This window comes from Mycobacterium sp. JS623 (assembly GCF_000328565.1).
GTDB lineage: Bacteria > Actinomycetota > Actinomycetes > Mycobacteriales > Mycobacteriaceae > Mycobacterium.
In genome coordinates, this window is record NC_019966.1 from 1761940 (window position 1) to 1785875 (window position 23936).

Here is a 23936-nt window from a genome sequence, read left to right on the forward strand (position 1 = left end):
GCACACAGCCGGCGGGAAATCTGTCAGCGGCACGTGAAACCCCGCGTGGCCGAATTTTGACCCACTGGTCCGGTGCTGTGGCTTTATCCGACCCATGATGACAACGGGTTTCGAATACCGCAGCTCATTCTGAATCGCAGCATAGTCACAGGCGATGTTGTTAAATGTGCACAGCAAAGAGCTTGCGCGGGACCAAGGGGAGGACATTGGGGTATGGCAGTTGATGAAACGCGGCCGCTGCAACCGCCCGGCATAGCCGATGCGCAGAGCGAGCGCCTCGCGACACCAGCCGATCCACACGCTGAATTTCGTCGCCAGGCCGAACTCCGCACCTCTGCGGACGGATCACCTGCGGCTGCGCCGGCACGTGCGCATTTCCCTCAGACTCCGCATCAGCGTGGCGCGGACGGGCCGTGCCCTCAAACGGAGCCGATCGCGACAACAGCCGATCTACACGCTGAATCTCGTCGCCAGGTCGACCAGCAGTACGGTGTCCGCCCGCAAAGCGCCTATTCGTATTGCCCGCCGCTGCCCGGTGCGCCGACGGGGTCCTCGGATAACGGGGCGCCGGTCGGCCAGTCGCAGAGATACGGAGCGTCCCGAGCATCGACGGAGGGGCTTCCCTTCGTACAGCAGCTGATGGTGCGCGGCGCGAAAGGCGAGCTGTTGCAACAACCATGGTTCAAGAAGATTGCCCAGAACAGCCCCGACATCTTCGTCTTCGCTGTCTATGGTGGGGCATTCTTGATCACGTTGTTCTTGGACATGCTGGTGCCGTCCACGTTCTTTGCCACGTCGGGCTTCTTCGGCTCATCGATCGTGGTGAGCGTCTTGGTGAACGCCTTATGGGTAGGCGTGGGATATCTCTACATCTGCTTGGGGACAAAGCTGGCTCATCAGTTCGCTGCCTACGGGATCTGCCTTGTTGGTGTATTGGCGTCTATCGGCGGAGCGTGGGGGGCTGCCTCGGCGATGTTCATCAACAAGAGCCTGAGCGCGGTTCTCGGTTCGGAACCCGTGCCCTCCGGGCTCCTGATGCTTTCGGCGACATTCAGCGTGGCGATGCTCATCGCCTTCGGTTATCTGGGAGTACAGGTGCACCGTGGCATCGCTCGATTCTCGGCTACGCCCTGATGCTCACCGCTGACAATCTCCGCCGATACCCGGGCGCAGCAACGTGCGCCCAACAGCGCTGATGCCCACTGCGGTAGCAACATCTCCTTCCCTCAGACACAGAGCACTGCCGCAATGAGCCGCCAATACTTCAACCCTCCACCCGGATGGCCGGTGCCCGCTGGCTGGGAACCCCCTAAAGGCTGGATGCCCGACCCTTCCTGGCCACCCGCGCCGCCAGGGTGGTCGTTCTGGACCGAGGACGACTCGAATACCGACGCAACCGGTCCGGAAAGCGAGCAGATTGCATCTGGCCCCCGGATTAGAAGAAGGCCCCTTCTCCTCGGCGTAGGCGCCATCCTTGCCGTCGCACTTATCGTGGTCTTGGTCGTCAACGCTTCAGCAAGACAGCACTTCTCAAAGTCATTGGCTGGCGATTCCGGCAGCGATACTCCCACCAGTACGAGCGGCGCCGCGCCAAACCCCATCGCCGCCACCCTCGTCAATCGAGGTACGTGGAAGTTCTCGAATCGCGACGGCTACTCGTATGACATGACCGTGGCGCTCAGTGCGCCGGTGAAGTTCTCGGAGGTGCGGGGCAGGAGCCATCCGAACAACAGCTCGCTAGTCGTCGGTCAACAGTGCGGAGACGGGCCCAAGTATCAGAGTGCCGCGGTCATCCTTGGCCAAATGTCCGCCACCGCAACGACTCCCAACTTTGACACCAAGATCGACATGCACATGCAGATCGGCGGTTCATCGGATCGGCTGATGTTCGCCCAGGCGTTCACCAGCGGGAACTCGGCCTGCGACACCAACGACGAATACGGGCGCTGGCCCTCATTTGGCGTCGAGTTCAACACCCCCGTTCAAACGGGTAAAACGGTCAGCGAGGCATTCTTTGTCATCATCTTGGACTACTACGACACGCCAGGGGGTGACGTTGAGTTCGGCCGAGGGAACTTCGCCCGACCCGCTAGCGCCCAAGCGAAAAGGGGCGAGCTTGATTCGCTCTTCACGACCGATGACACATTCAAGACCCCGCTTGTCGACTCCCAGTCCACCACGGCTACGCCGTCGACTGAATTGCCGACCGCAGGCAGTTGGACAGGCACGTGGACTGTTCGAGGCACTGAATCGGCTGCCACCCTGTCACTGGCCAGCATCAGTCCGTTCATCGGAGACATCACGATTCCTGGAATGTGTGCGGTGCATTGGACAGAGACAGAGCGCCGCTCGGACACGTCGCGGTTGGTCACTGCGGATGTCACCTCGGGACCCGTCAGCTCAGGACCGTGTCGCTATATCGATTGGGACGTATCCATCGAGCGCGACAGCATCACCGCAACCGACTCAGCGGATCCGAGCGCCAAGTTCTCCTTCGCACCAAGCTAGCTTAGCTAGGCGGATGCGTCGCTGGCATGATCTCTCCATCATCCGAAGGAGTTTCCGATGACAGACAAACGGATTCGGCGCTATGGGCTTGCGCCGTTGTCATTGACGCTACTTGGCCTTGCCGCGTCCACTATTGCTGGTTGTACTTCGACTGACGCAGGATCAGCGCAGCCTGCGCTCTCGCCCTCAACGCCGACAGTGACGTGCTGGGACGGTTCATCGGGCAGCAGCTGTCCACCGCTGAAGGGCCAAGCTGCTCTCGAATGGCTTGTGCCACAGCGCTCATCGGGTCCCGCACCTACGTGCGGGAAACGGCTTCCGACCGATTACAGCCCCGTTGAAACCGCAGATGAACTGTTGGTTTGTACATGGCGGGACTCGCCGGGCGAGTTGACGATCAAGCTGTATTCGTCTGCTGCAGTCGCCAAGAGCGATTGCTATCAAACCGATCCATGGAGCAAAAACGGCGAAACTTACGGGAGGACAGGCGCCACGGAGTCCTCTGTTGGTCAGGGTGGCGAGCGTTGGTGGTGCTACGACACCACACCAGTCGGAATTACGCTCGTCGCGCCGGCACCCACGTTCTACGAGTTGCCAGATCAGCTGACGTTCCGAACACCCGATGAGATTCGCGGCAATGGTCACTCCTAACCTCGCCGGCCGGTCCAACGATGGCTCGCATGTATGGCGGCCCAACCATGCGGCGCCAGAAGATCACTCTCGCTTGCCAGGGCGCACATGGCACGGGGTGGCTTGCGCCATCATCGTTCTCGTCGGTGTCGTGGTCGGATGCAGCCCCCGCACTCAGCATCTAGCCACGCCGACGCCGTCCAGCGCTTCGCCCAATCTTCAAAATCCCCTCAACACGACGTCATACGAATTGACGATCCGTGGCGCGACGGATCTGTCCGTCACACAGGGCGGTGCGCCTTCGGTAGCCCTACCGACGTTTGCCACGGTCGTGGGCCCTGTCGCCGATATCGAACTGCCAGACAAAGCGCAGCCCAACAGTCCATTGACACTTCGCTACGACTTCAGCAACCACCCGTCAATGCCGACGTTCACCGATTCGATGGTGCCCGCGGTTGTGGCCGTCAGCGAGGGGAGCACCGAGCCAGAAATCCTTAATTCCCATTGGGATCCCGCCACGCGGACCCTGACGGCCGAGACCGAGCATCTCAGTGGCTTCTTCCCGATCAGTGTCGATTTCGGGGCGATCGCGCGAGAGTTCACAAATGGGCTTAACGGATACCTTGGCTTGGCATCGCGTAAACCCCAGTGCGTTGGACAATCGCTGGAAATCGACGCGACAACCTTCACCCTCGACCCACCATCCGTTCCCGCCGCTTGGCCCTGCCTCTCGTCGCGCGGCGACACCATCAGTATCGATTTGGCTTCAAACTCCCCCAACGGTTGGATCGTGCACTCCACCCCGGTCACCACTGACATGGGGGTGGAACTCGCCCCCGACGTCGGCTATGCGATCAACCAAGCCGCCTATCACACCATCTTTTCCGGTGTAGTGGGTGATGGGACGGTGATGCTCCCCGGCAGCACAACCCACCTCCGCTTCGGGAAAGCCTCTCCGCCACAGCAAGTGGTGTTGCGCGCCGATCCGGGGGTGATGCTGCTCAACGGTATGATGATCGGCTTCCACACATTGTTCCCAAATTCCGTCCTGCTGGATATCCCAGGGATGGTCGACTGCCTCAAAACGACCAGACCACAAGGAAACACCTGGGGCCAGCCGAGCACTACCGCTATCGGCGCTGACATCAACTCGCTCATCAACTGCGTGACCAGTGTCACGCACGCCTTGTCCACCAAACCGAAGCCAGGCGCCGCGCCCATCCCCGCCGCATCGATTGCCGCGAAAAGCCTCGGGGCAGTCTTGTCGCTCGGTCCCGGCCTTGCCAGTCAACTGGCCGCCAGTCTGCGTGGGTTTGTCGGTGAGTTCACCGGAGACAACACCCAGACCATCGTCGTGCGCGCAACCACGACCGCAACCGATGCCGCCACATCGACGGCGGGCGGCGCTGCCACCCTGAACCTGACGACCGGGATCACCAGCAATGGCGCAGGACTGGAACTCGCCCCCAACCACTTCCAGATCTCCAAGCGCTACCACCACCGCAACGGCTACTACGCCGACGTGAATTACAAGTGGACGATCAACCGTCCTGACGGAAGCGACCTGGGTTATTGCAAAGGCCACGTCACCGTCACAGACAGCTCAGGCACCGTAATCGCACACTTCGACGACGACAACTTCAACGCCTGCTACGGCGGTGGCGCGTTCAGCACCAACCTCGAGCTCTACAACCCCGGTACCTACACTGTCACCGCAGATATCGAAATGGAACGCGGCCCCGCCCTGCACGGCGTACAACAGTTCGTCCTTGACCGCTGACGGTTTGCCCGGTTTACCAAACGTTCGGCTCAGCCGTCGTGGCGTGTTTCCACCGCCGCGCGCAGCGGATCGATCTCCGTTGCAGCGTCCTGCAATTCGTCGACTACCAGAAGCCAAACACTTTCCGTGACAGCGCGCAGATTCCCGAAACAGAACACGCAAACACCGAGCGTGTGGGGCACGTCCAGGGCTGCGAACCGTCAAGTCAAGAGTGAGGGAATACTCGATACGCGGCAATGCGACTACTGGCAGGCAACCTTGATTGCGACTTTGTGCCAAATGTTATCCAGGGCGACGGCGTGTTCATTCTCCCATCGAGCATCCACCGTCAGCTCGAAGCCATCGGGGGTTTTTGTCACTTGGCTGTTACTGAAGTCCGCCAATTTGATCGTGTTGTAGACACCCTCTGCTGGATTGCCCTGATATGTATCGTATTTGAGGGAATCAAGGTCAATGCTTAGCGAAGTAACTTCACCGACTGGATCGGTCGAATCCGCGCTGCTCAAGCCGATGTTGACGATCGAGGTTGCCTGTCCGGGATTGCCGGCTTTGGTGCCAGCCCAGTCGATTTGCCTCACCAACGGTTCACCGAGGTTCTGTTTGCATGGAATGCCGGTGGTAGTACTGCAGGAAAAGACACCGACTGACCGTCGATGGTGATGACCGGCACAAACTTGTCTGATCCCAAGCCCGCACTGCCTTCTCCAGCCGACGACTTCGTACCGTTAGAGTCGCCCGACGCATGCGATCCAGAGGATCCAGGCGATCCAGTGTCATTGCCGCACCCTGCCGCGAACGTCACGACCGCGATGGCGGCCGCAATCGTGCACACAGCGAATCGAGCCATCAAGCCCCCATAAAAATGCGTTGGAGTGGATAGGCCTGACGCTGTGTCCACCACTTGGGTTCAAGCCCATCACTGCGTTGAGGTGTCGGATGCATGTGGCGAATCCCCCTGTCTGGTTATTCGGCAGAGCGCTGTGCTCACGTACGTATCGCTCACATCATGGCAAACGTTTCGTCTCGTTATGCGATCAGTAGTCAAGTATCGGCGAACAGCGACAGCCGGGGCGCTATAGCCGCGGTCGTCAACAGGCCCAATACCACTCGCCCGTCGAAAACTTACCGGGAATGAGTTGAAGGTCCGCGCGAACGCAAACGCTGGACCCTCTGGACAGGGGAGCAACATTCAGCAACACCCCTACAGATCGCATTCGCACACGACTAAACCGGGGGACCGACGTTCACCTCCGTGCGGGGTACGCGAACGAATTTGTCGGCAAGTCGAATAGATATTTGGGAGCCTGTGTGCAACACGCCGAAACCATGTACGGAACCGCCGTACAACACTGGAGCGAAAGACTGGAAGTACAACAACGATTACGTCGCAGCGGACGATGACTACCGGCACTCGAAGTGGCTGGCGATGATGGAGCGGCGGTTACTGATTGCCCGTGAGCTGCTCAACCCGAACGACTCGGTGCTCATCGTCACCATCGACGAGAAGGAGTATCTGAGGCTGGGACTGCTGCTGGAGCAGACGTTCCCCGAGGCGCGGATTCAGATGGTAAGCAGCATCATCAACCCGAAAGGGGCAACTCGCTCATCAGCATTCGGCCGCACTGACGAGTACATATACTTCGTCATGTTTGGCAGGGTCGGCCCGCGCGCACTTCCACTCGGTAACGAGTGGAAGGTAGTGGTGGATGCCCGTGCCGAGCGGTTGCGCTGGGCGGAGCTTCTACGCTCTGGAACAAATGCGCGAAGATCGGACCGGCCACGGCTCTTCTACCCAGTGTTCGTGCGCAACACCGACAATGGCCCTGTCTTTGACTCTATGGGGGAGAGCATCGAAGGTGACCGCGCTGCAGTCTCTCCGCCCGCGGGGTGCGTCGCTGTATGGCCTATTCGCTCAGACGGAACCGAGGGAAACTGGCAGATCAATGGAGATGCTCTGACAGCACTGATAGCCAAGGGTTATGCGAAACTGGGGGCCTGGCGGGAGAGCCAAACCACCATCTCCTACCTCAAGCGCGGCGAGCAGCGAAAGGTCGAGGAGGGTCTGTTCCCGATCTTGGACCGAAGAGCTGACGGCTCCATCATCGTCGACGCATCGGATTACGCGCCCGTATTCGTTCCCGGAACGCAGTGGCGGATCGCATCACACGAGGCATGTGGCTCCGGCGGAAGCGGACTGCTCCGCGGCCTCATGCCTGATCGGAGATTCCTTTTCCCGAAATCGCTTTACGCCGTGGAAGATACGTTGCGATTCTTCATCGACAACAAGCCGGACGCTGTAGTGATCGACTTCTTCGCGGGGTCAGGAACCACGGCTCACGCAGTCATGCGCTTGAACCGCCAGGACGGGGGACACCGGCAGTGCATCTCGGTGACGAACAACGAGGTGTCAGCTGAGGAACAGACTCGCCTTTGGCGGCAGGGCTTGCGAGCAGGCGACGTCGACTGGGAAAAATTGGGCATCTGCGATCACATCACCAAACCCCGTGTCAGAGGTGCGATCACAGGCATGAAGCCAGACGGTGAACCCGTCGAAGGCAGTTACAGATTTACCGACGAGTTCCCGATGTCCGACGGCTTCGATGAGAACGCGGCGTTCTTCACCCTGACCTATGAAGGTCCGCTATCGGTGGCCCATCACCGTGCCTATGCCAGGATCGCACCGATGTTATGGCTGCGAGCCGGCGCACGTGGGCCGATCATCTCTGAGATCGGTGACAAGGGCTGGGACATCACGTCGTCGTCGTCGTGAAGAAGCGTCGTCGTCGTCGGGCGTCGGTGGTGGTGCGTGCGATCGGCAGGTCTGGAAGGTGTCGGCGGGTGCCCGGCATGGACCCGTTCCGATTCGTGTCGCCTGAGCGGCTGACAGCTACCGGGACATGGCCTATCGTGGACTCGCTCGAACTGTTGTGCATTAGTCACCTGGCCTCATCAACGGGGGTGTTGGTGCGTAGTGCTTTTGGGTCGACGAATGCCGGACGTTCGAAAGAGTGATGTGGGTCCGGGGATCGAAGAGTCTGAAGACGCTAACCCCGTCCACGGTGGGTGGGGCTCCGATCGCCTCGAATCGACATATGTCGGCTATCCCTCGTCGTCGGAAGTAGCCCGTAGACGACCGCCTCTCCCGCCCCTTGACGCGTGTTGGCAAAGTACATTACATTCCGTCCAACGGGACTATGTTCCGTTGGGAAGAACAGCGAGCTGAGATCATCGATCGCGACCCTGGCACCGCGATAAGGAGCCCTGGATGTCGGATGCGGAGAACCGTTTGAGCACTTTCACCGATACATCGTTTGTCAGTCCATGGAACTTCTCGGACGATGACATGCCAGCGCAGCCGCTGGTCATTCACGACACGACGTTGCGCGATGGCGAGCAGCAGGCTGGAGTCGTCTTTACTCCCGCCGAGAAACTTCGGATCGCAACCGCGCTGGACGCCGCCGGCGTCAACCGCATTGAAGCAGGCATGGTGGCCGTTTCAGACGACGACCGAAAGGCCATCCTCTCGATCGTCGAATCCGCACCGCGCGCCCAGGTTTGGACGATCGCGCGAAGTGTGGCCTCTGACGTACAAATGTCGATCGACGTCGGCGTGGACGGTGTCGGCATCATCCTGCTTGCAAACAGGCAATACCGTGAAATCTTCAACTGGACACTGGATGCGGCCATTGGCCTGTCCATCGACGCCGCGCAAACCGCTCGCGAGGCCGGCTTAGAGACGACCTTGCTGCTGGCCGATGCTCCCCGATATCCGCGTGATGAACTCAAACACCTGGTTGAAGTGATCGACGCGTCAGGTCAATTCACGGCGATATCGCTGATGGACACGTTCGGAACTCTCAATCCGGCAGGCACCCGACGTCTGATCGGGGCGATCCGAGCCTGGACCCACCTCCCACTGGAACTGCACGCGCACAACGACTTCGGCCTGGCCACGGCCAATTCGGTTGCCGCACTGGGCGCGGGTGCGTCGATCATTCACACCACTGTGCTGGGGCTGGGCGAACGGGTTGGCAACGCGGCGCTGGAGGAAGTCGTGATGGCGGCCGCACTGCTGCACCGGGCCAGCACCTCGGTGCAGCTGGGCCACTTGTCTGGGCTGGCACAGATGGTGAGCCAGGACGCCAATCATCCGATTGCCACCAACAGACCGATCGTCGGCACCAGGATCGGCGACATTGAGTCAGGCACTGTGGCAACGGAATTCGCGCGCTGGTCTGAGCGCGGCGGCGATCTGCAGTGGCTGTTCCCCTACGTACCCGAACTGGTCGGCGCCCAGCCGCCGAAGCTGGTCCTCGGCAAGTACAGCGGCATGGCCAACGTTGACTGGGCTCTGCAACGACAACAACCTGCGTTTCCAGACGAGCTCAAGGCCGCACTGCTCGCAGAAGTCAAGGCCGAGGGCATACGACTACACCGGACCTTGACGGCGGCCGATTTCGAGGAGATAACCCGGAGGCTCGTCTCGTCGGGAGGCTGATCGGCGATGGCGAACGCCCGAGATGCAATGTGCCCCTTCCGGCATTGCTGAACTGCAGACGCTGTGAACGGAGAGACTTTCATGATTCAAAACGCGGTCGGATATAGCGTGGAAGCCAAAGTGGCCATCGTCACCGGCGGGGCCAGTGGCATAGGGGAGTGTTGCGCGCGACTCCTTGCCGAACGGGGCGCGATAGTCGTGGTCGCCGACGTGAATCTCTCCCGGGCAGAAGAGGTCGCGAAGTCGATCGCCGGACACGCCATACAACTCGATATCACTGATGACGAGCAGATCGGCGAGGACATCGCGGCACTCGAGGAACGTGTTGGACCACTAGAGATTGCCGTCCTGTCAGCGGGGGTGGCGCAGATGCCCACCCGTACCGAGCACTACCTCATGTCCGACTGGGACAGGATCGTTGACATCGATTTCCGGGGTGCGTACGTAAGCGCTGTAGCCGTAGGCAACGCGATGTGTCGGCGCGGCCGCGGATCGATCGTCTTGATCGGATCGACCTCGGGAATTCGTTCTGTCCCCTTGCACGCCTACAGTCCGGCCAAGGCAGCCGTCATCGCCATGACGTCCAATCTGGCCGCCGAATGGGGGCGTTCGGGAGTTCGGGTGAATTGTGTGTCACCGGGCTACACGCTGACCCCGATGCTGCAAGGCATGATCGACCGTGGCGAGCGGGACCCGAGCGTGATGGAAGGTGACTCGGCGCTGGGGCGACTCGTCGCGGCCGACGACATCGCACGGGCCGTCGCGTTTCTGAGTTCGAGCGAGGCATCTGCCATCACGGGAATCAATTTGCCCGTGGAAGCGGGCTGGCTGTCGGCCACATCGTGGCACACCTATGGCGGTGTGCCTGCCGCACGATAGATGCGACTGCGCCTGTCTCCGAACCGCATTCGGTGCTCGGGCGGCGCCGAATGGGGTCGTCGTGGTCAACCGCGTGCACGTCAGCGTTGCCCTATATACGAGACCTCATATTCGGGTACGAAGCCGGTTCGCCGCCGTTATGCACCTGATCACTTCCCACTCGTCGGCCCGCAACGATCGCAGGTGAAACCCTGTGCGGGCGTTACGGTTTGCGGACTCCGCTCTCGAAGGTCCGGATCACCGTTGGCGCCACCGCATGGATCGGCAGGGCACCGGCGGCGGCGTCCTGACAGCCTCGATATACCAGCGCGAACAGCGTGTGCTCGATCCACGTCGGGCTCAGCTCGTCATCGAACACGTGCTCGCGCTGGCCGCGTTCGATCAGCTCCATCAGCGGGCCTTCTGATGGCATGTCATCGGGGGAGATGTCGCGCACGATCGCCGGATCGCCGAATAGAAATAGGATCCGGTCGCGGACAGCCACCATTCCAGCGATCACACGATGCATCGCCTCCCGGGCCGGCCCCTCGCTGGGGGCTGCTTGGGCCAAAGACTGACTGAGAACACGGATCGAATCCGAGGTCGCCGCGTAGAGCAACGCTTCACGGTCGGGAAAGTAGCGGTGCACCGTCGTCCGGCCCACATCCGCAGCACGGGCGATGTCGGCAATCGTTGCCAAGCTGTTGGTGCCCAGTACTGCCGCGGCGGCGGCCAAGATGGCGCTTCGCGTGCGGCCTGCCGCGCCGGCGAGCGGCTGCTCGAGCATTCGCATCGGGCGATATTAGCCACGCCAGCCTTTAGAACGCCAACGTTCCATAAAAGAACGATTATGTCGCGGGTGGGTGCCGGCCAGGCCCAGATATTCTGCTATGCCGAACAGTGTTTTGCATACATGGACAGTTGTTGTACGGTTAGAGAGGCGATGAAGCAATGAACACGTCGCCACACGCACGTCGACTGCTGAATCCGGGCTCGTCACAAAGGAGATTTCATGGATCACGGCCAGGCCCTTGGCATCCTCAACGCCGGGATTGCCAAAGCTACCGAGATGGGTGTTCCGATGACGATCGCCGTCGTCGACGCGAGCGCGGACCTGGTCGCCCAGGTGCGCATGGACGGCGCCTACCGCTACACCGTCGAAATCTCGCGCGGCAAGGCGATGGTGTCGGCCATCCTCCTGCAACCCAGCGGGGCGGTGGCCGACGACAACCCGGTCAGTCAAAAGCTCAACCAGCTCAATCACGACCAGATGGTCTTCGTTCAGGGCGCGGTGCCGCTGTTCGTCGACGGCGTCCCGATCGGCGCGGTGGGCGCCAGTGGCGGATTGCCCGCGATGGACGAAGAGGTGGCGACGGTGGCCGCTGCCGCCGTCGGCTGAAGCCAATCATCTTGGGGGACTAAGCAATCCAGTGGTCAAAGGAGCAATGTCGTGACGTCCACCGACAGTATTGATGCACAGATGAATGAGATCATCGATCCGGCCGCGGAGATCGAGTGGCTGGGTTCAGGGTATGGCGGTACCAATGATGAGGGTGTGTTCCTCGGTGTGGCCGAGGGACCGGTGTGGGACACCGACGGCGGATTTCTAGTCTTCACCGACAACGGGCGCGGCGTCCGTTATCGCTACGACGACGTCAGCGGCGTCACCGTGCTCGACACGGACACCTTCAACGCGAATGGTCAAACACTCGACAACGAGGGACGACTCGTCTGGTGCGAACACACCGGACGGCGTGTGCGCCGCCGCGAAGCTGACGGCTCCATCACCACGGTGGCAGACGCATACCGTGGAAGCAGGCTCAATCGGCCGAATGACGTCATCGTCGACTCCAAGGGTGCGATCTGGTTCACCGATCCCTTCACGTTTGGAGTCGACACGGAACTCGATATCGCCGGCGTCTATCGCGTATCACCGGACCTGGCGCGGATCAATCTCGTCTTGCGCGACTTCGCCTTTCCCAATGGGCTGATTTTCTCCCAGGACGAGCAGACGCTCTACGTGAACGACACCGGCCGAATGCAAATCCGCGCCTATGACATGGACTACTGGGGCGCCGACGGTGGTCGACCGGATATCGCAACTGAGCGCGTCGTTATCACGATGTTCGGGGACGAACCCGGAGCGCCGGATGGCATGAAGCTCGACGCCGCAGGACGCCTGTGGTGCACCGGACCTGGAGGGATTTGGGTCATCGAGCCGCAAACAGGCACGTGTCTGGGCATTGTGCCCGTGCGTGGTCACAGCGTCACCAACTTCACCTTTGGCGGACCCGATCTGACCACCCTCTACTTCACCACGTACACGGATTTCGGCAGGATTCCGCTGCGTGTTCCCGGCTTGAGCGTGCCCCGTCGAACGACCGAGTCTGCCGTCGCCCCGGTGTCGCCACACTGATATCCCATGGCGTGACTCGTAATCGACGAGCGCGCCCCCTGATCTCGTCGAGATCCATCGACTGACGCCGATACCCACGACCTACGCCGGTTGGGTGCATTCGGTGACATTGCGTGCGTCAGCCGGCAGCCCGGCACGTGCCGCCATCATCGGGTCCCTGTCGGTCAGTCGCTCACGGTGCGGCCACCGATGGCTACCCGCGGGGCCCTCAGCGGCGCCACGAGCGATCGATGCACCCGGCCGACAACGCGACACCACAGTTCGCGCAGTTCAGAGACCTCCCCGCCCCGGGCAACCGCCGGGAAAAAGGCTACGGAGGCCTCTTTTGGCTACCTCGAACCGCCACCCTCAGCACCCTGCAAATTCCTTTTAAAAGAAAGATGTTGCGCTCTGCGGCACAGACCGGCTACGGTCGGACATCATCGTTGAGGCGCGCATCACACCAACAGTGGTGGGCACATTCATCGCAAACGGAGGTTTGGTGCATCGTGGCTGCGACCCCGTACGTGCTGCTCGGTGAGGGCATGCGTTGAGAACCTCCTACCGTGCCGCGACACTCGTTCGCCCCATCGGCGGCTTCTTCGCGATGTGTCTGGACACGTTCGTCCTGATGTTCCGCCCGCCCTGGGCGTGGCGGGAATTCCTGACCCAGACGTGGTTCGTCGCGCGTGTTTCGATCCTGCCGACGATCTTTATGTCGATCCCATTCATCGTCCTCGCGGTCTACGTGCTGAACATCCTGCTTCTGGAGTTCGGCGCGGCCGACCTGTCCGGAGCCGGTATTGCGTTCGGCGCCGTGACGCAGGGCGGTCCGATCGTGACGGTTCTGGTGATCTCCGGTGCGGCAGCGACGGCGATGTGCGCCGATCTCGGGTCCCGCGCGATCCGCGAAGAGCTCGACGCGTTGCGCGTGCTGGGCATCAACCCGATCCAGGCGCTCGTGGTTCCGCGGGTGCTTGCCGCGACGGTGGTCTCGATACTCCTTGCGTCGGTGGTCACCATGGTCGGAATCATCGCTGCGTACTTCTTTTCGATCTACTTCCAGCACATCACGCCGGGCGCCTTTGCGGCCGGGCTGCCACTGCTCGTCGGAGTGCCCGAGGTGGTCATCTGCCTGGCGAAGGCCGCGATCTTCGGCCTCGCGGGAAGCCTGATCGCCTGTTACAAGGGCATGTCCGTGGGTGGTGGGCCCGCCGGAGTCGGCAACGCGGTCAACGAAACCGTGGTGTTCACCTTCGTGGCGCTCTTCGCGATCAACGTGGTGGCCACCGCCATCGGAGTGAAGGCAACGCTATGACCCAGACAGCGATGATCCGATCCGTGCCGAGCACCCTTCGCCCCGGACTACGCCGCACCGTCGTCAACACATCGAACAGCTGGAATCGACTGGGACAGCAAGTCCAGTTCTGCGCCGAGACACTCAAAGGCAGCGTGCACGCGATCACCAAGTATCCCAGTGAAGTGTTGCGGCTGATCGCCGAGATGAGCCTCGGTGTCGGGGCACTCGCACTGATCGGCGGCGCGGTGGCCGTCATCGCGTTCCTGACGTCGACAACGGGATCGCTCATCGCCATTCAGGTCTACCCCCAGCTGCAGCAGATCGGTGTCGATGCATTGGCCGGGTTCAGCTCTGCCTTCCTCAACACACGGTTCCTCGGACCGTTGATCGCAGGTATCGGCTTGGCCGCCACGATCGGCGCCGGCGCGACCGCGCAACTGGGCGCCATGCGGATCAACGAAGAGATCGACGCCCTCGAGGCGATGAGCATCCGGGCGGTTTCCTACCTGTGTTCAACCCGATTCGTGGCCGGTGTCATCGTCGTGATGCCGCTCTACGCGGTCGCGGTGCTCATGGCCTACACCGCCACCCGGTTCGGCACCACAACCGCCTACGGCCAAGCGTCGGGTGTTTACGACCACTACTTCAATACGTTCCTCAACCCGATCGACCTGCTGTGGTCCTTCCTGCAAGCAATCGTGGTCGGCGCGGTCGTCATGCTGCTGCACACCTACTACGGGTTCACGGCGTCCGGCGGTCCGGCCGGCGTCGGCGAGGCCGTCGGCCGCGCCGTGCGCACATCACTTGTCGCGTTGGTCGTCGTCACACTGCTCGTTTCACTGGCCATCTACGGCCCCACTGGCCGCTTCAACTTCTCGGGATAGCTCGATGACATCGCGGTCAAGACGCAAGCTTCGCCCCGGGTGGTGGGCACTCATATTCGTTGTCCTCGTAGGCGCATTCGTGTTCGTGACATTGGGCGAGTTCCGGCAGACGTTCACCTCGTCGGTCCCGGTGGTGTTGACATCGGATCGCGCCGGCCTGGTCATGGAGCCCGGCGCCAAGGTCAAGCTGCGGGGCGTGCAGGTCGGTCAGGTCACCGACGTACACAGCGTCCCCGATGCGGTGCGACTGGACCTCGCGATCGACCCGGATCAGGTCAAGTACATCCCGGCCAACGTGGCCGCCCAGATCCGGGCCAGCACCATTTTTGGTGCGAAGTACGTCGATCTGGTCTACCCCAGCGACCCCAGCCCCAAGCGCGTCACCGCCGGGGCGGTAATCGCCTCGCTGAACGTCGCGACCGAGGTGAACACCGTTTTCCAGAATCTGGTCAACCTGCTCAACCACATCGACCCCGCGAAACTCGACAGTGTCCTGTCGGCGTTCTCTGAGGGCCTGCGTGGGCAGGGGCCCAAGATCGGCGAGGCGATCACCGACGCGAACCAGGTGCTGTTGGCGCTCAATCCGCGTGCGGAGACGATCAGGCACGACTGGCGGACGCTGAAGACTTTCGGCGACACCTACGGCGGCGCAGCCCAGAACATAGTGCACGTACTGGATGCGTTGAGCACTACAAGCATCACCGTGGCCAAAAACGCGCCGGCGCTCGACGCGCTGTTGCTCAACGCAACCGGCCTTTCGCAAAGCGGTATCACGCTTTTGGGCGCCAACAAGAACAACTTCATCCCCGCGTTCAACGACCTCGAACCCACGACGGCGCTACTGCTGAAGTACAACCCCGAACTGACGTGCGCCCTCGTGGGTGCCCACCTCGTCCAAACCAAATACCACCAGCCGGACATCCAGGCCGGTAACGGCTACGCGGCCACCATCTCGAGTGCTTTGCAGTTCGGCAGTGACCCGTACAAGTACCCGGATAACTTGTCGATCACCGGCGCCAAGGGTGGACCCGGCGGCAAACCGGGCTGTGGCTCGTTGCCCGATGTGTCGAAGAACTGGCCGGTGCGCCAACTGGTCACCAACACCGGGTGGGGCACGGGAGTGGACTGGCGGCCCAACCCCGGCATCGGTTTTCCCGGCTGGGCCGACTACTTCCCCGTCACTCGTGCGGTGCCCGAACCGCCGAGCATCCGCTACCCCGGTGGCCCCGCGCCCGGTCCGGCGCCCGCCGTCCCGGGCGGACCGCCCTACGGCGCACCCTGGTACGCACCAGACGGCACGCCGTTGTTTCCCGGCTTGCCCCCCGGCGTGCCGTCGACCTCGCCGCCGCCCGATCCGGCACACCTGCCCCCAGGCGCAGAGCCCTTCGTCGTGCCGCCTCCGCCACCGCCGGCGGCGAACTCGACCGAAAGTGCAGGGCCACAAGGGATGAGCGGGCAACAGCCATGAGAAACAGACTGACCGGCGTCCTCTGGCGCCTCGGTGTCTTCGTGGCGGTATGCCTATGCTTCCTGGCCGCGATGTTCGCGATCTTCGCCCAGCCACGCTTCCAAGCCGAAAACGTCTACACCGCTGAATTCTCCAACGTGTCCGGTCTCGAGCAGGGCCAATTCGTCCGCATCGCCGGAGTCGAGGTCGGCAAGGTGACACACATTGCGCTGCAACGAGACACGACGGTTGACGTGCAATTCACCGCCGATGACTCGGTGGTGCTGACGAAGGGCACCAGGGCCGTGATCCGCTACGCCGACCTCATCGGTGGCCGCTACTTGGCGCTGGAGGACGGCGCCGGGCCCAGCGCCCGACTCAAGCCAGGTGACAAGATCCCGCCGTCGAACACCTCACCGGCCTTGGACTTGGACGCACTCATTGGCGGGTTCCGGCCTTTGTTCCGGGCGCTGGATCCCGATCAGGTCAACGCGTTGTCGAGCCAACTGATCGCCGCCTTCCAGGGACAAGGTGACACCATCGGCTCCTTCTTCGAGCACACCGCCGCGCTGACCAATATGCTCGCAGACCGCGACCAGCTGATCGGACAGGTCATCGTCAACCTCAACACCGTGCTGGGTTCGCTCGGCGACCAAAACACCCAGTTCGCAAAGGCGGTCGACTCGCTGGCCCAACTGGTCTCCACACTGGCCGACCGCAAACAGGACATCAGCAATTCGGTGGCCTACGCCAACGCCGCGGCCGGCTCCATCGCCGATCTGCTGTCACAGACACGTCCGGCGATCCAGAAGGTAATCCACGAGACCGACCGCTCGGCAGGCATCGTGGTGGCCGATCACGACTACCTGGACAACCTCCTGGCGACGCTGCCGGAGGCCTACCAAGCGCTGGGCAGGCAGGCCCTCTACGGCGACTTCTTCGGCTTCTACCTCTGCGACATCCTGTTCAAGGTCAACGGCAAAGGGGGACAGCCTGTGTACATCAAGGTCGCCGGCCAGGCCAGCGGGCGGTGTGCACCGAAATGAAGTCATTCACGGAGCGCAACCCCGTCGTCACGGGAGCCATCGGCGTCGGACTGCTGGTCGCGATCGCCACCGTGGCCATGAACTATGACAAGCTGCCGTTCGTCAACCAAACCAAGGAGTCCTCGGCGTATTTCGCTGAAGCCGGCGGCCTGATTTCCGGTGCGGCGGTGCAGGTTTCAGGACTCAAGGTCGGCGAGGTGGAAAGCATCGGCCTCGACGGGCCCCGGGTGCTCGTCACGTTCAACCTCGACAAGGACATCGCGCTGGGCGATCGCACCGAGGCAGCGATCAAGACCAAGACCGTACTCGGCGCCAAAATCTTGGAGCTCACCCCGCGCGGCGACACCGCGCTGCGCGGCCCGATCCCGGTCGACAGGACGCAGTCGGCCTATCAGCTACCCGACGCGCTGGGTGATCTTTCGATGACGATCAGCGGCCTCAACACCGACCAGCTCTCGCAGTCGCTGGCCACCCTGTCGGAAACCTTCAAAGACACCCCGCCGACGTTAAAGGTTGCGCTGCAAGGCATCACACGGTTCTCCGACACCCTCAACACCCGCGACACGCAGCTACGCCAACTGCTCGCCAACGCCAACAAGGCCACGGCGGTGCTGGCCGACCGCAGCGATCAGGTGGTCGGCCTCATCACCAACACCAACGCGCTGCTGGCTGAATTGCTTCAGCAGAGCTCGGCCCTGGACCAGGTGTCGCGCAATGTCTCGGCCCTCGCCGACCAGATCAAGGGCTTCATCTCCGAGAACCGTGACACCTTCAAGCCCGCCCTCGACAAACTCAACGGCGTCCTGGCCATCGTCGACAACCGCAAGTCTCAGCTGCAGGACTCCATCAGAAAACTCAACCCGTACCTGTTGTCACTGGGCGAAGCGGCGTCGGGTGGCCCGTTCTTCAAGGCCTACATCGCCAACCTGCTGCCGGGCCAGTTCATCCAGCCCTTCGTCGACGCGGCATTCTCCGATCTTGGCCTGGATCCGGCGACGTTGTTGCCGTCGCAGCGGCATGATCCGCAGACCGGTCAGCGTGGCACCCCCGCGCTGCCCATTCCCTACCCCCGCACGGGTCAAGGCGGGGAACCGAATATGACTCTGCCCGATGCGATTACGGGCAACCCGGGCGATGAGGGCTGCGGTCCGCCCGGATTGCCGCTGCCCGGCCCGACTGGCTGCTACCCCTACCGCCCCCCGCTTCCCGCGCCGCCCCCAGGTGGACCGCCGCCAGGACCACCCGCCGCGGTGTCGGCCGGGCCACCGCCGTCGCCGTCGCCGGTGTCAGATCCGCTGCCCGGGGCGACCCCGGCACCCGCACCAGAAGGGGCAGGTCAATGAACGCGCGCCGGTGGAGAATCGTGCTGGCGGCCGCGTTGGCGGTGACGTTGGTCGCGGGAGTGTTCGTGGCGTTGCGGTCCAGCGACGAGACCAACCGGACTCAGGTGGTCGGGTATTTCGCCAACAGCAACGGCGTATTCGTCGGCGACAACGTGGAGATCCTGGGTGTACCCGTCGGCAAGATCGATCGCATCGAGCCTCAGGGCGCACGCGTCAAGATCAGCTTTTGGTACGACGCCAAATATAAAGTACCCGCAGATGCCAAAGCGGTGATCCTGTCACCGTCTCTCGTGCCGGCGCGCGCCATCCAACTGACACCGGCGTACACCGGCGGACCGGTGATGGCCGCGGACGCCGTCATCCCTGCCGAACGCACGGCCGTTCCGGTGGAATTCGACGACCTGCGCCAACAGCTCGAAAAGCTCAGCGCGACACTGCAACCGACCCAACCCGGCGGCGTCAGCACACTGGGCGCTCTCGTCAACACTGCCGCGGACAACCTGCGCGGCCAGGGTGCGACCATCCGGCAAGCCATCATCGAGATGTCGGCGGCCTTCTCGGCCATCGGCGATCACAGCCAGGACATTTTCAGCACCGTCAAGAACCTGTCGATCCTTGTGACGGCGCTGCAGGACAGCACAACGGCGATCCGGCAGTTGAATCAGCACGTGGCCACGGCCACCGATCTGCTCTCCAACCAGCCCACCGAAGTCGGCGACGCCATCCGCGACGTCAACGCCGTCGTCGGCGATGTACGAAGCTTCGTGGCCGCCAACCGCGACACCCTCGGCACCGCGTCGGACAAGGCGGCCTCGATCAGCGGCGCGGTCGTACAAAGTCTCGATGATCTCAAGCAGACCCTGCACGTCGCCCCGAACGCCATCCAGAACTACGTCAACATTTACCAACCGGCCAAAGCGGCGGTGTCCGGCGCGATGGTCCTGAACATGTTCCAAAACCCAATAACATTCGTCTGTGACGCTATCCAGGCCGCCTCGCGGCTAGGCGCCGAGCAGTCGGCCAAGCTGTGCGTGCAGTACCTGGCACCGATCTTCAAGAACCGCCAATACAACTTCCCGCCGTTGGGGATAAACCCCTTCGTCAGCGCGATGGCCCGGCCCAATGAGCTGACGTACAGCGAAGACTGGATGCGCCCGGATTATGTCCCGCCGCAGCCACCGGCGGCCGCGCCAGCTGCGGATGCGCCGACGCCACCAGCGGGGGCACCCCTTGCCGCCGAGGCGCCCGGTGCGCCGCCACCCGATGCCGCGCAGCCGGCCGCCGATGTGCAGCAGACCGACCCGGCAAATGGCTTGCAGGGCATGATGATCCCGCAGGGAGCGGGGTCATGATCCGGCGCCGCGCCGCCAGCCTGACAGCGCTTGGAGCCATCCTCGCCGTCATACTCTGCGCCTGTGACTGGGAGGGTGCCAACTCGCTGCCGTTGCCCGGCACCCAGGGGCACGGCGCCGGTTCGTACACCATTCAGGCCCAGTTGCCCGACGTCGACACGATGCAGCGCAATTCCCGCGTCCGCGTCGGCGACGTCACGGTCGGCACCGTGACGAACATCGAACGTCAGGACTGGCATGCGCTGGTCACGATGTCGATCAATGCCGATGTGACGTTGCCCGCCAACGCGACCGCCACGGTCGGCCAGACCAGCCTGCTGGGGTCCAAGCACATCGAGCTGGCGCCGCCCACGAACACCGCGCCGGTGGGCAGGCTGCACGGCGGAGCACTGATCCCGTTGTCGTCGGCGAGTACCTATCCGACAACCGAGAAGACCCTCGCCGCGATCTCGATGCTGTTCAATGGCGGCGGGATCGGCCAGATCCAGGACATCACCCAGGCGTTGAGCACAGCGTTTGGCGGACGTGAAAACGATCTGCGCAGCCTCATTGAACAATTCGACAAGTTCATCTCCTACCTCAACGACCAGATCGACGACATCATCGCCGCCACCGACAGTTTCAATCACCTGGTCGCGCAGGTCGCCGACCAGAAACCGGTGCTCGACAAGGCGCTCAAGACCATCCCCGACGCGCTGTCGGTCCTCAAGGACCAGCGCCAGCACCTCGCCGATGCGTTCGACACGCTGGGCAAGTTCAGCGCATTGGCCGCCGACTCGGTGAACCAGACGAAGGACAGCCTCGTCAAAGAGTTCAACGCACTCGGACCGGTGCTGCAGTCACTGGCCGACTCGGGTCCTGCCCTGACCCGCTCGCTGAGCGTGCTGACCACCTTCCCGTGGGTGAAGGAGCACGTCACGAAGTGGTTCCGCGGTGACTTCGCCAACGCGAACACAGTTTTCGACTTCACGTTGAGCCGGCTGGACTCGGCGTTCTTCACCGGCACCCGCTGGGAAGGCGACCTGACCGAACTCGAATTGCAGTGGGGCCGCACGATCGGCCAAATCCCCAGCCCCTACACCGCGGGCAACCCGTTGGTGGCTCCCTACCACTTCGACCAGGGGCCGTGACATGCCCGCACTGCACATCAGAAAGAAGACCGGCATCCAGCTGGCCGTGTTCGTCGTCATCACCGTCACCGCGGCGTCGATCATCTCGCTGGCCTACATGCGTCTTCCGAGCCTCTTGTTCGGCGCCGGCCGTTACGAGGTCACCGTCGCCCTGGCCAACTCGGGCGGTCTGTATCCGCGCGCCAACGTCACCTACCGCGGCACCGAGATTGGCCAAGTCAAGGATGTTCACCTGACCGACGATGGGGCCGAGGCGATCCTGTCGCTGAAGTCCAGTGTTGCGGTGCCGTCAGATCTCGACGCCGAAGTGCACAGTCAGACAGCGGTCGGCGAGCAGTACGTGGAGTTGTTGCCGCGCAACAACACTTCGACGCCGCTGAAGAACGGTGACGTCATCCGGGCGTCGGTACCTCCCGATATCAACTCGTTGCTCGATGCCACCAATCGCGGCCTGCAGGCGATCCCTGGAGACAACCTCAAGACGGTGATCGACGAGTCCTATACCGCCGTCGGCGGGCTGGGGCCTGAAATCGCCCGAATCGTCAAGGGATCCACCGCTCTAGCCACAGACGCCCGCGCGAACCTGAACGAACTGACCAACCTGGCCGACAACTCCGCACCGCTGCTGGACACGAACACCCACCCGCCCGACGCAGTACGGGCCTGGGCCGCGCAGCTGGCCACCGTTACCGGCCAGCTGCAGTCGCACGACATCGACGTCACCGGGGTGCTGGAACACGGTCCCGCAGCAGTAGACGAGACCCGAGCGCTGCTTGACCGGCTCCAGCCGACACTGCCGATCGTGCTGGCGAACCTTGTGAGCGTGGCACCCGTGCTGGTCACCTATCAGCCGAACCTCGAGCAGCTGCTGGTACTGATGCCGATAGGCGTCCAATTGCTGCAAGCTACGTCGCTTGCCGATTCCGCCGTCAACACCCCGTATCGCGGGTTCGGCCTGAACTTCAACATGAACTTCAACCTGCCCTCCCCATGCATGACCGGCTTCCTTCCACCCCAGCAGCAGAGATCAGCCGCCGAGCAGGACTACCCGGATCGGCCCCCCGGCGACCTGTACTGCCGGATCCCGCAGGACTCGCCGATCAACGTGCGTGGCGCCAGGAACATTCCGTGCGAGACAAGGCCGGGCAAACGCGCTCCGACGGTGAAGATGTGTGAAAGCGACGAGAACTACGTACCGCTCAACGACGGCTTCAACTGGAAGGGTGACCCCAACGCTACATTGTCGGGTCAGGACGTTCCCCAGCTGCCGCCAGGGTCTGCCGTGCCGGTCGCGCCCGGCGGATCACCCGCCGCGCCGCAGGCGTCGATGCCACCGCCCAGCCCACCGCCGGCCGCGGTCGCCCAATATGACCCGGCCACGGGCTCATACATCGGACCGGACGGAAAGCGCTACACCCAAACCGATCTCGCTCAAAGCGCAGCATCACCCAAGACGTGGCAGTCACTGCTGACTCCGCCAGCGTGAGGAGGGGAGTCCAGATGACAGTCGACGCTGACACCAGCGAGCAGGCACCGCTGCATGACCGGGATGCCGACGCTGAACACGGAGCCGATGCGGCGGCCGCCGAAACCGTGGACGGCGACGATCACGCCGATGGTGACCGCGACGAGCCGGGGCAGCGACCGCCAGTTCGGGGCTTGGGCCTTCGGGCGGCGTTCGCGTTCGGTGTGATCACGGTCGTCACGCTCGCCGGCGTCTGTGGGTGGCTCGGGCTGAATCTGTCTCAGTCGCATCACAACCAGCAGCAGGTTGCGCAGTTCATTCAGACAGCACGCCAAGCTGCGGTGAACCTGACCACCATCAACCACACCTCGGCCGACCATGATGTGGTCCGGATCCTCGATTCGACGACCGGTGCCTTTCACGACGATTTCCAAAATCGCTCACAGCAGTTCATCGCCGTGGTGAAGCAGGCGCAAACCGACACGGTGGGCACGGTCACCGCCGCCGGTCTCGAGTCGCTTCAGGGCGACACGGCGCAGGTGCTTGTCGCCGTCTCGGTGAAGACGTCGAATGCCGGTGCGGCAGAACAACAACCACGGCTGTGGCGGATGCGCATCGATGTCGCCGACGCCGGACCTGGCGTCAAGATATCCAACGTCCAATTCGTGCCGTGAAAGATCCGACGATGCATCGACCAGGGGAGCAGGCCCGATGACCGCCCTGTCTGAGGACACCGCCGAACGCGACGTCGCGCCGGCGCGCACAGTCGACGTTGACCACGACGCCACGGCTGGCAGGGCCACCGGCAGTTGGCGGCGCGCGCTCGTCTATGGCGTACTACCTGCCCTGGCCCTGCTGTCGGCTCTGGGTGCGGGATACCTGAAGTGGCAGAGCGGCATCGCACATCAGAGCACCCTGGCGCGGACCCAGTCGGTGCGGGCCGCGACCGAAGGCGCCATCGCGATGCTCTCCTACACACCGGACACGGCGGAAAAGGATCTCGGTGCGGCGCGAGACCGACTCACCGGAGCGTTCCGCGACTCCTACAGCGCGCTTGTCCACGATGTGGTGATCCCTGGTGCGCTGCAGAAGGGTGTCTCCGCGGTCGCAACCGTCCCCGCCGCGGCGTCGGTGTCGGCGACCGAGAATCGTGCGGTCGTCATCGTTTTCGTCGACCAGACCACAACCATCGGCAGCCAGCCGCCCACCGACACCGCGTCGAGTGTGAAAGTCACGCTGGACAGGGTCGATAGCCGTTGGCTCATCTCGGACTTCACGCCGGTATAACGAGAACAAAGGA

General features: G+C 62.7%; 21 protein-coding genes. 18 read left to right on the forward strand and 3 right to left on the reverse strand.

Annotated features, from left to right (window positions below):
• Nucleotides 1-213 precede the first annotated feature (213 nt).
• The 3 genes from MYCSM_RS37090 to MYCSM_RS08575 all read left to right on the forward strand — a co-directional run bounded on the left by MYCSM_RS37090 (nt 214) and on the right by MYCSM_RS08575 (nt 4918).
• On the forward strand, nt 214-1134 hold the full coding sequence (locus MYCSM_RS37090; protein ID WP_015305752.1) for a hypothetical protein: 921 nt from the start codon (nt 214-216) through the stop codon (nt 1132-1134).
• Between the two features lie 531 nt (nt 1135-1665).
• A complete protein-coding gene (locus tag MYCSM_RS08570) occupies nt 1666-2508 on the forward strand; it encodes a hypothetical protein (RefSeq protein WP_157681304.1) in 843 nt (280 codons plus the stop codon).
• A gap of 961 nt (nt 2509-3469) precedes the next feature.
• Complete coding sequence (locus MYCSM_RS08575; RefSeq protein ID WP_157681305.1) at nt 3470-4918, forward strand: hypothetical protein; 1449 nt, start codon at nt 3470-3472, stop codon at nt 4916-4918.
• A 29-nt stretch (nt 4919-4947) separates the two neighbouring features.
• On the opposite strand, the gene MYCSM_RS38700 is transcribed toward MYCSM_RS08575, so the two are convergent.
• Nucleotides 4948-5076: a hypothetical protein gene (locus MYCSM_RS38700; RefSeq protein WP_257720735.1), complete on the reverse strand. Its 129-nt coding sequence runs from the start codon at nt 5074-5076 to the stop codon at nt 4948-4950.
• Between the two features lie 84 nt (nt 5077-5160).
• Complete coding sequence (locus MYCSM_RS08580; protein WP_015305756.1) at nt 5161-5496, reverse strand: hypothetical protein; 336 nt, start codon at nt 5494-5496, stop codon at nt 5161-5163.
• A gap of 848 nt (nt 5497-6344) precedes the next feature.
• On the opposite strand from MYCSM_RS08580, the gene MYCSM_RS08590 reads away from it, so the two are divergent.
• From MYCSM_RS08590 to MYCSM_RS08600, 3 genes are all read left to right on the forward strand, one after another.
• Nucleotides 6345-7688, forward strand: coding sequence for a DNA methyltransferase (locus MYCSM_RS08590; protein WP_335337508.1), 1344 nt, complete (start codon nt 6345-6347; stop codon nt 7686-7688).
• Between the two features lie 495 nt (nt 7689-8183).
• Complete coding sequence (locus tag MYCSM_RS08595; RefSeq protein ID WP_015305759.1) at nt 8184-9416, forward strand: isopropylmalate/homocitrate/citramalate synthase; 1233 nt, start codon at nt 8184-8186, stop codon at nt 9414-9416.
• 81 nt (nt 9417-9497) lie between these two features.
• The gene (locus tag MYCSM_RS08600) at nt 9498-10295 is read left to right on the forward strand and encodes an SDR family NAD(P)-dependent oxidoreductase (protein WP_015305760.1); all 798 of its coding nucleotides are present in this window, start codon (nt 9498-9500) and stop codon (nt 10293-10295) included.
• 202 nt (nt 10296-10497) lie between these two features.
• On the opposite strand, the gene MYCSM_RS08605 is transcribed toward MYCSM_RS08600, so the two are convergent.
• A complete protein-coding gene (locus tag MYCSM_RS08605) occupies nt 10498-11067 on the reverse strand; it encodes a TetR/AcrR family transcriptional regulator (protein WP_015305761.1) in 570 nt (189 codons plus the stop codon).
• 219 nt (nt 11068-11286) lie between these two features.
• Between MYCSM_RS08605 and MYCSM_RS08610 the strand changes: the two genes are divergently transcribed.
• The 12 genes from MYCSM_RS08610 (at nt 11287) to MYCSM_RS08665 (ending at nt 23923) form a co-directional block, all read left to right on the forward strand.
• Nucleotides 11287-11673, forward strand: coding sequence for a GlcG/HbpS family heme-binding protein (locus MYCSM_RS08610; protein WP_015305762.1), 387 nt, complete (start codon nt 11287-11289; stop codon nt 11671-11673).
• 51 nt (nt 11674-11724) lie between these two features.
• Complete coding sequence (locus MYCSM_RS08615; RefSeq protein ID WP_015305763.1) at nt 11725-12690, forward strand: SMP-30/gluconolactonase/LRE family protein; 966 nt, start codon at nt 11725-11727, stop codon at nt 12688-12690.
• Nucleotides 12691-13276: 586 nt separating this feature from the next.
• Entirely contained in the window at nt 13277-13987 is a 711-nt protein-coding gene (locus MYCSM_RS08620; protein ID WP_051073722.1) for an MlaE family ABC transporter permease, read from the forward strand.
• Nucleotides 13984-14853 (forward strand): ABC transporter permease, encoded by an 870-nt coding sequence (locus tag MYCSM_RS08625; protein WP_015305765.1) that lies wholly within the window; start codon nt 13984-13986, stop codon nt 14851-14853. Before MYCSM_RS08620 ends, MYCSM_RS08625 begins: the two co-directional genes overlap by 4 nt.
• Before the next feature lie 4 nt (nt 14854-14857).
• A complete protein-coding gene (locus MYCSM_RS08630) occupies nt 14858-16321 on the forward strand; it encodes an MCE family protein (protein ID WP_015305766.1) in 1464 nt (487 codons plus the stop codon).
• Nucleotides 16318-17346, forward strand: coding sequence for an MCE family protein (locus MYCSM_RS08635; RefSeq protein WP_015305767.1), 1029 nt, complete (start codon nt 16318-16320; stop codon nt 17344-17346). Before MYCSM_RS08630 ends, MYCSM_RS08635 begins: the two co-directional genes overlap by 4 nt.
• On the forward strand, nt 17343-18689 hold the full coding sequence (locus MYCSM_RS08640; RefSeq protein WP_015305768.1) for an MCE family protein: 1347 nt from the start codon (nt 17343-17345) through the stop codon (nt 18687-18689). The genes MYCSM_RS08635 and MYCSM_RS08640 overlap by 4 nt, the downstream gene beginning before the upstream one ends.
• Entirely contained in the window at nt 18686-20041 is a 1356-nt protein-coding gene (locus MYCSM_RS08645) for an MCE family protein (protein ID WP_015305769.1), read from the forward strand. Before MYCSM_RS08640 ends, MYCSM_RS08645 begins: the two co-directional genes overlap by 4 nt.
• Complete coding sequence (locus tag MYCSM_RS08650) at nt 20038-21171, forward strand: virulence factor Mce family protein (RefSeq protein ID WP_015305770.1); 1134 nt, start codon at nt 20038-20040, stop codon at nt 21169-21171. Before MYCSM_RS08645 ends, MYCSM_RS08650 begins: the two co-directional genes overlap by 4 nt.
• A 1-nt stretch (nt 21172) precedes the next feature.
• Nucleotides 21173-22657 (forward strand): MCE family protein, encoded by a 1485-nt coding sequence (locus MYCSM_RS08655; protein WP_015305771.1) that lies wholly within the window; start codon nt 21173-21175, stop codon nt 22655-22657.
• Nucleotides 22658-22671: 14 nt separating this feature from the next.
• Nucleotides 22672-23310: a hypothetical protein gene (locus tag MYCSM_RS08660; protein WP_015305772.1), complete on the forward strand. Its 639-nt coding sequence runs from the start codon at nt 22672-22674 to the stop codon at nt 23308-23310.
• Between the two features lie 37 nt (nt 23311-23347).
• A complete protein-coding gene (locus tag MYCSM_RS08665; RefSeq protein ID WP_015305773.1) occupies nt 23348-23923 on the forward strand; it encodes a hypothetical protein in 576 nt (191 codons plus the stop codon).
• Nucleotides 23924-23936: the final 13 nt, after the last annotated feature.

What these genes read in the sequence shown, in the direction of transcription:
- MYCSM_RS37090 (WP_015305752.1), top strand. Translation starts at nt 214, where the DNA reads ATGGCAGTTGATGAAACGCGGCCGCTGCAACCGCCCGGCATAGCCGAT.
- MYCSM_RS08570 (WP_157681304.1), top strand. Translation starts at nt 1,666, where the DNA reads ATGACCGTGGCGCTCAGTGCGCCGGTGAAGTTCTCGGAGGTGCGGGGC.
- MYCSM_RS08590 (WP_335337508.1), top strand. Translation starts at nt 6,345, where the DNA reads ATGATGGAGCGGCGGTTACTGATTGCCCGTGAGCTGCTCAACCCGAAC.
- MYCSM_RS08595 (WP_015305759.1), top strand. Translation starts at nt 8,184, where the DNA reads ATGTCGGATGCGGAGAACCGTTTGAGCACTTTCACCGATACATCGTTT.
- MYCSM_RS08600 (WP_015305760.1), top strand. Translation starts at nt 9,498, where the DNA reads ATGATTCAAAACGCGGTCGGATATAGCGTGGAAGCCAAAGTGGCCATC.
- MYCSM_RS08605 (WP_015305761.1), bottom strand. Translation starts at nt 11,067, where the DNA reads ATGCGAATGCTCGAGCAGCCGCTCGCCGGCGCGGCAGGCCGCACGCGA.
- MYCSM_RS08610 (WP_015305762.1), top strand. Translation starts at nt 11,287, where the DNA reads ATGGATCACGGCCAGGCCCTTGGCATCCTCAACGCCGGGATTGCCAAA.
- MYCSM_RS08620 (WP_051073722.1), top strand. Translation starts at nt 13,277, where the DNA reads ATGTGTCTGGACACGTTCGTCCTGATGTTCCGCCCGCCCTGGGCGTGG.
- MYCSM_RS08625 (WP_015305765.1), top strand. Translation starts at nt 13,984, where the DNA reads ATGACCCAGACAGCGATGATCCGATCCGTGCCGAGCACCCTTCGCCCC.
- MYCSM_RS08630 (WP_015305766.1), top strand. Translation starts at nt 14,858, where the DNA reads ATGACATCGCGGTCAAGACGCAAGCTTCGCCCCGGGTGGTGGGCACTC.
- MYCSM_RS08635 (WP_015305767.1), top strand. Translation starts at nt 16,318, where the DNA reads ATGAGAAACAGACTGACCGGCGTCCTCTGGCGCCTCGGTGTCTTCGTG.
- MYCSM_RS08640 (WP_015305768.1), top strand. Translation starts at nt 17,343, where the DNA reads ATGAAGTCATTCACGGAGCGCAACCCCGTCGTCACGGGAGCCATCGGC.
- MYCSM_RS08645 (WP_015305769.1), top strand. Translation starts at nt 18,686, where the DNA reads ATGAACGCGCGCCGGTGGAGAATCGTGCTGGCGGCCGCGTTGGCGGTG.
- MYCSM_RS08650 (WP_015305770.1), top strand. Translation starts at nt 20,038, where the DNA reads ATGATCCGGCGCCGCGCCGCCAGCCTGACAGCGCTTGGAGCCATCCTC.
- MYCSM_RS08655 (WP_015305771.1), top strand. Translation starts at nt 21,173, where the DNA reads ATGCCCGCACTGCACATCAGAAAGAAGACCGGCATCCAGCTGGCCGTG.
- MYCSM_RS08660 (WP_015305772.1), top strand. Translation starts at nt 22,672, where the DNA reads ATGACAGTCGACGCTGACACCAGCGAGCAGGCACCGCTGCATGACCGG.
- MYCSM_RS08665 (WP_015305773.1), top strand. Translation starts at nt 23,348, where the DNA reads ATGACCGCCCTGTCTGAGGACACCGCCGAACGCGACGTCGCGCCGGCG.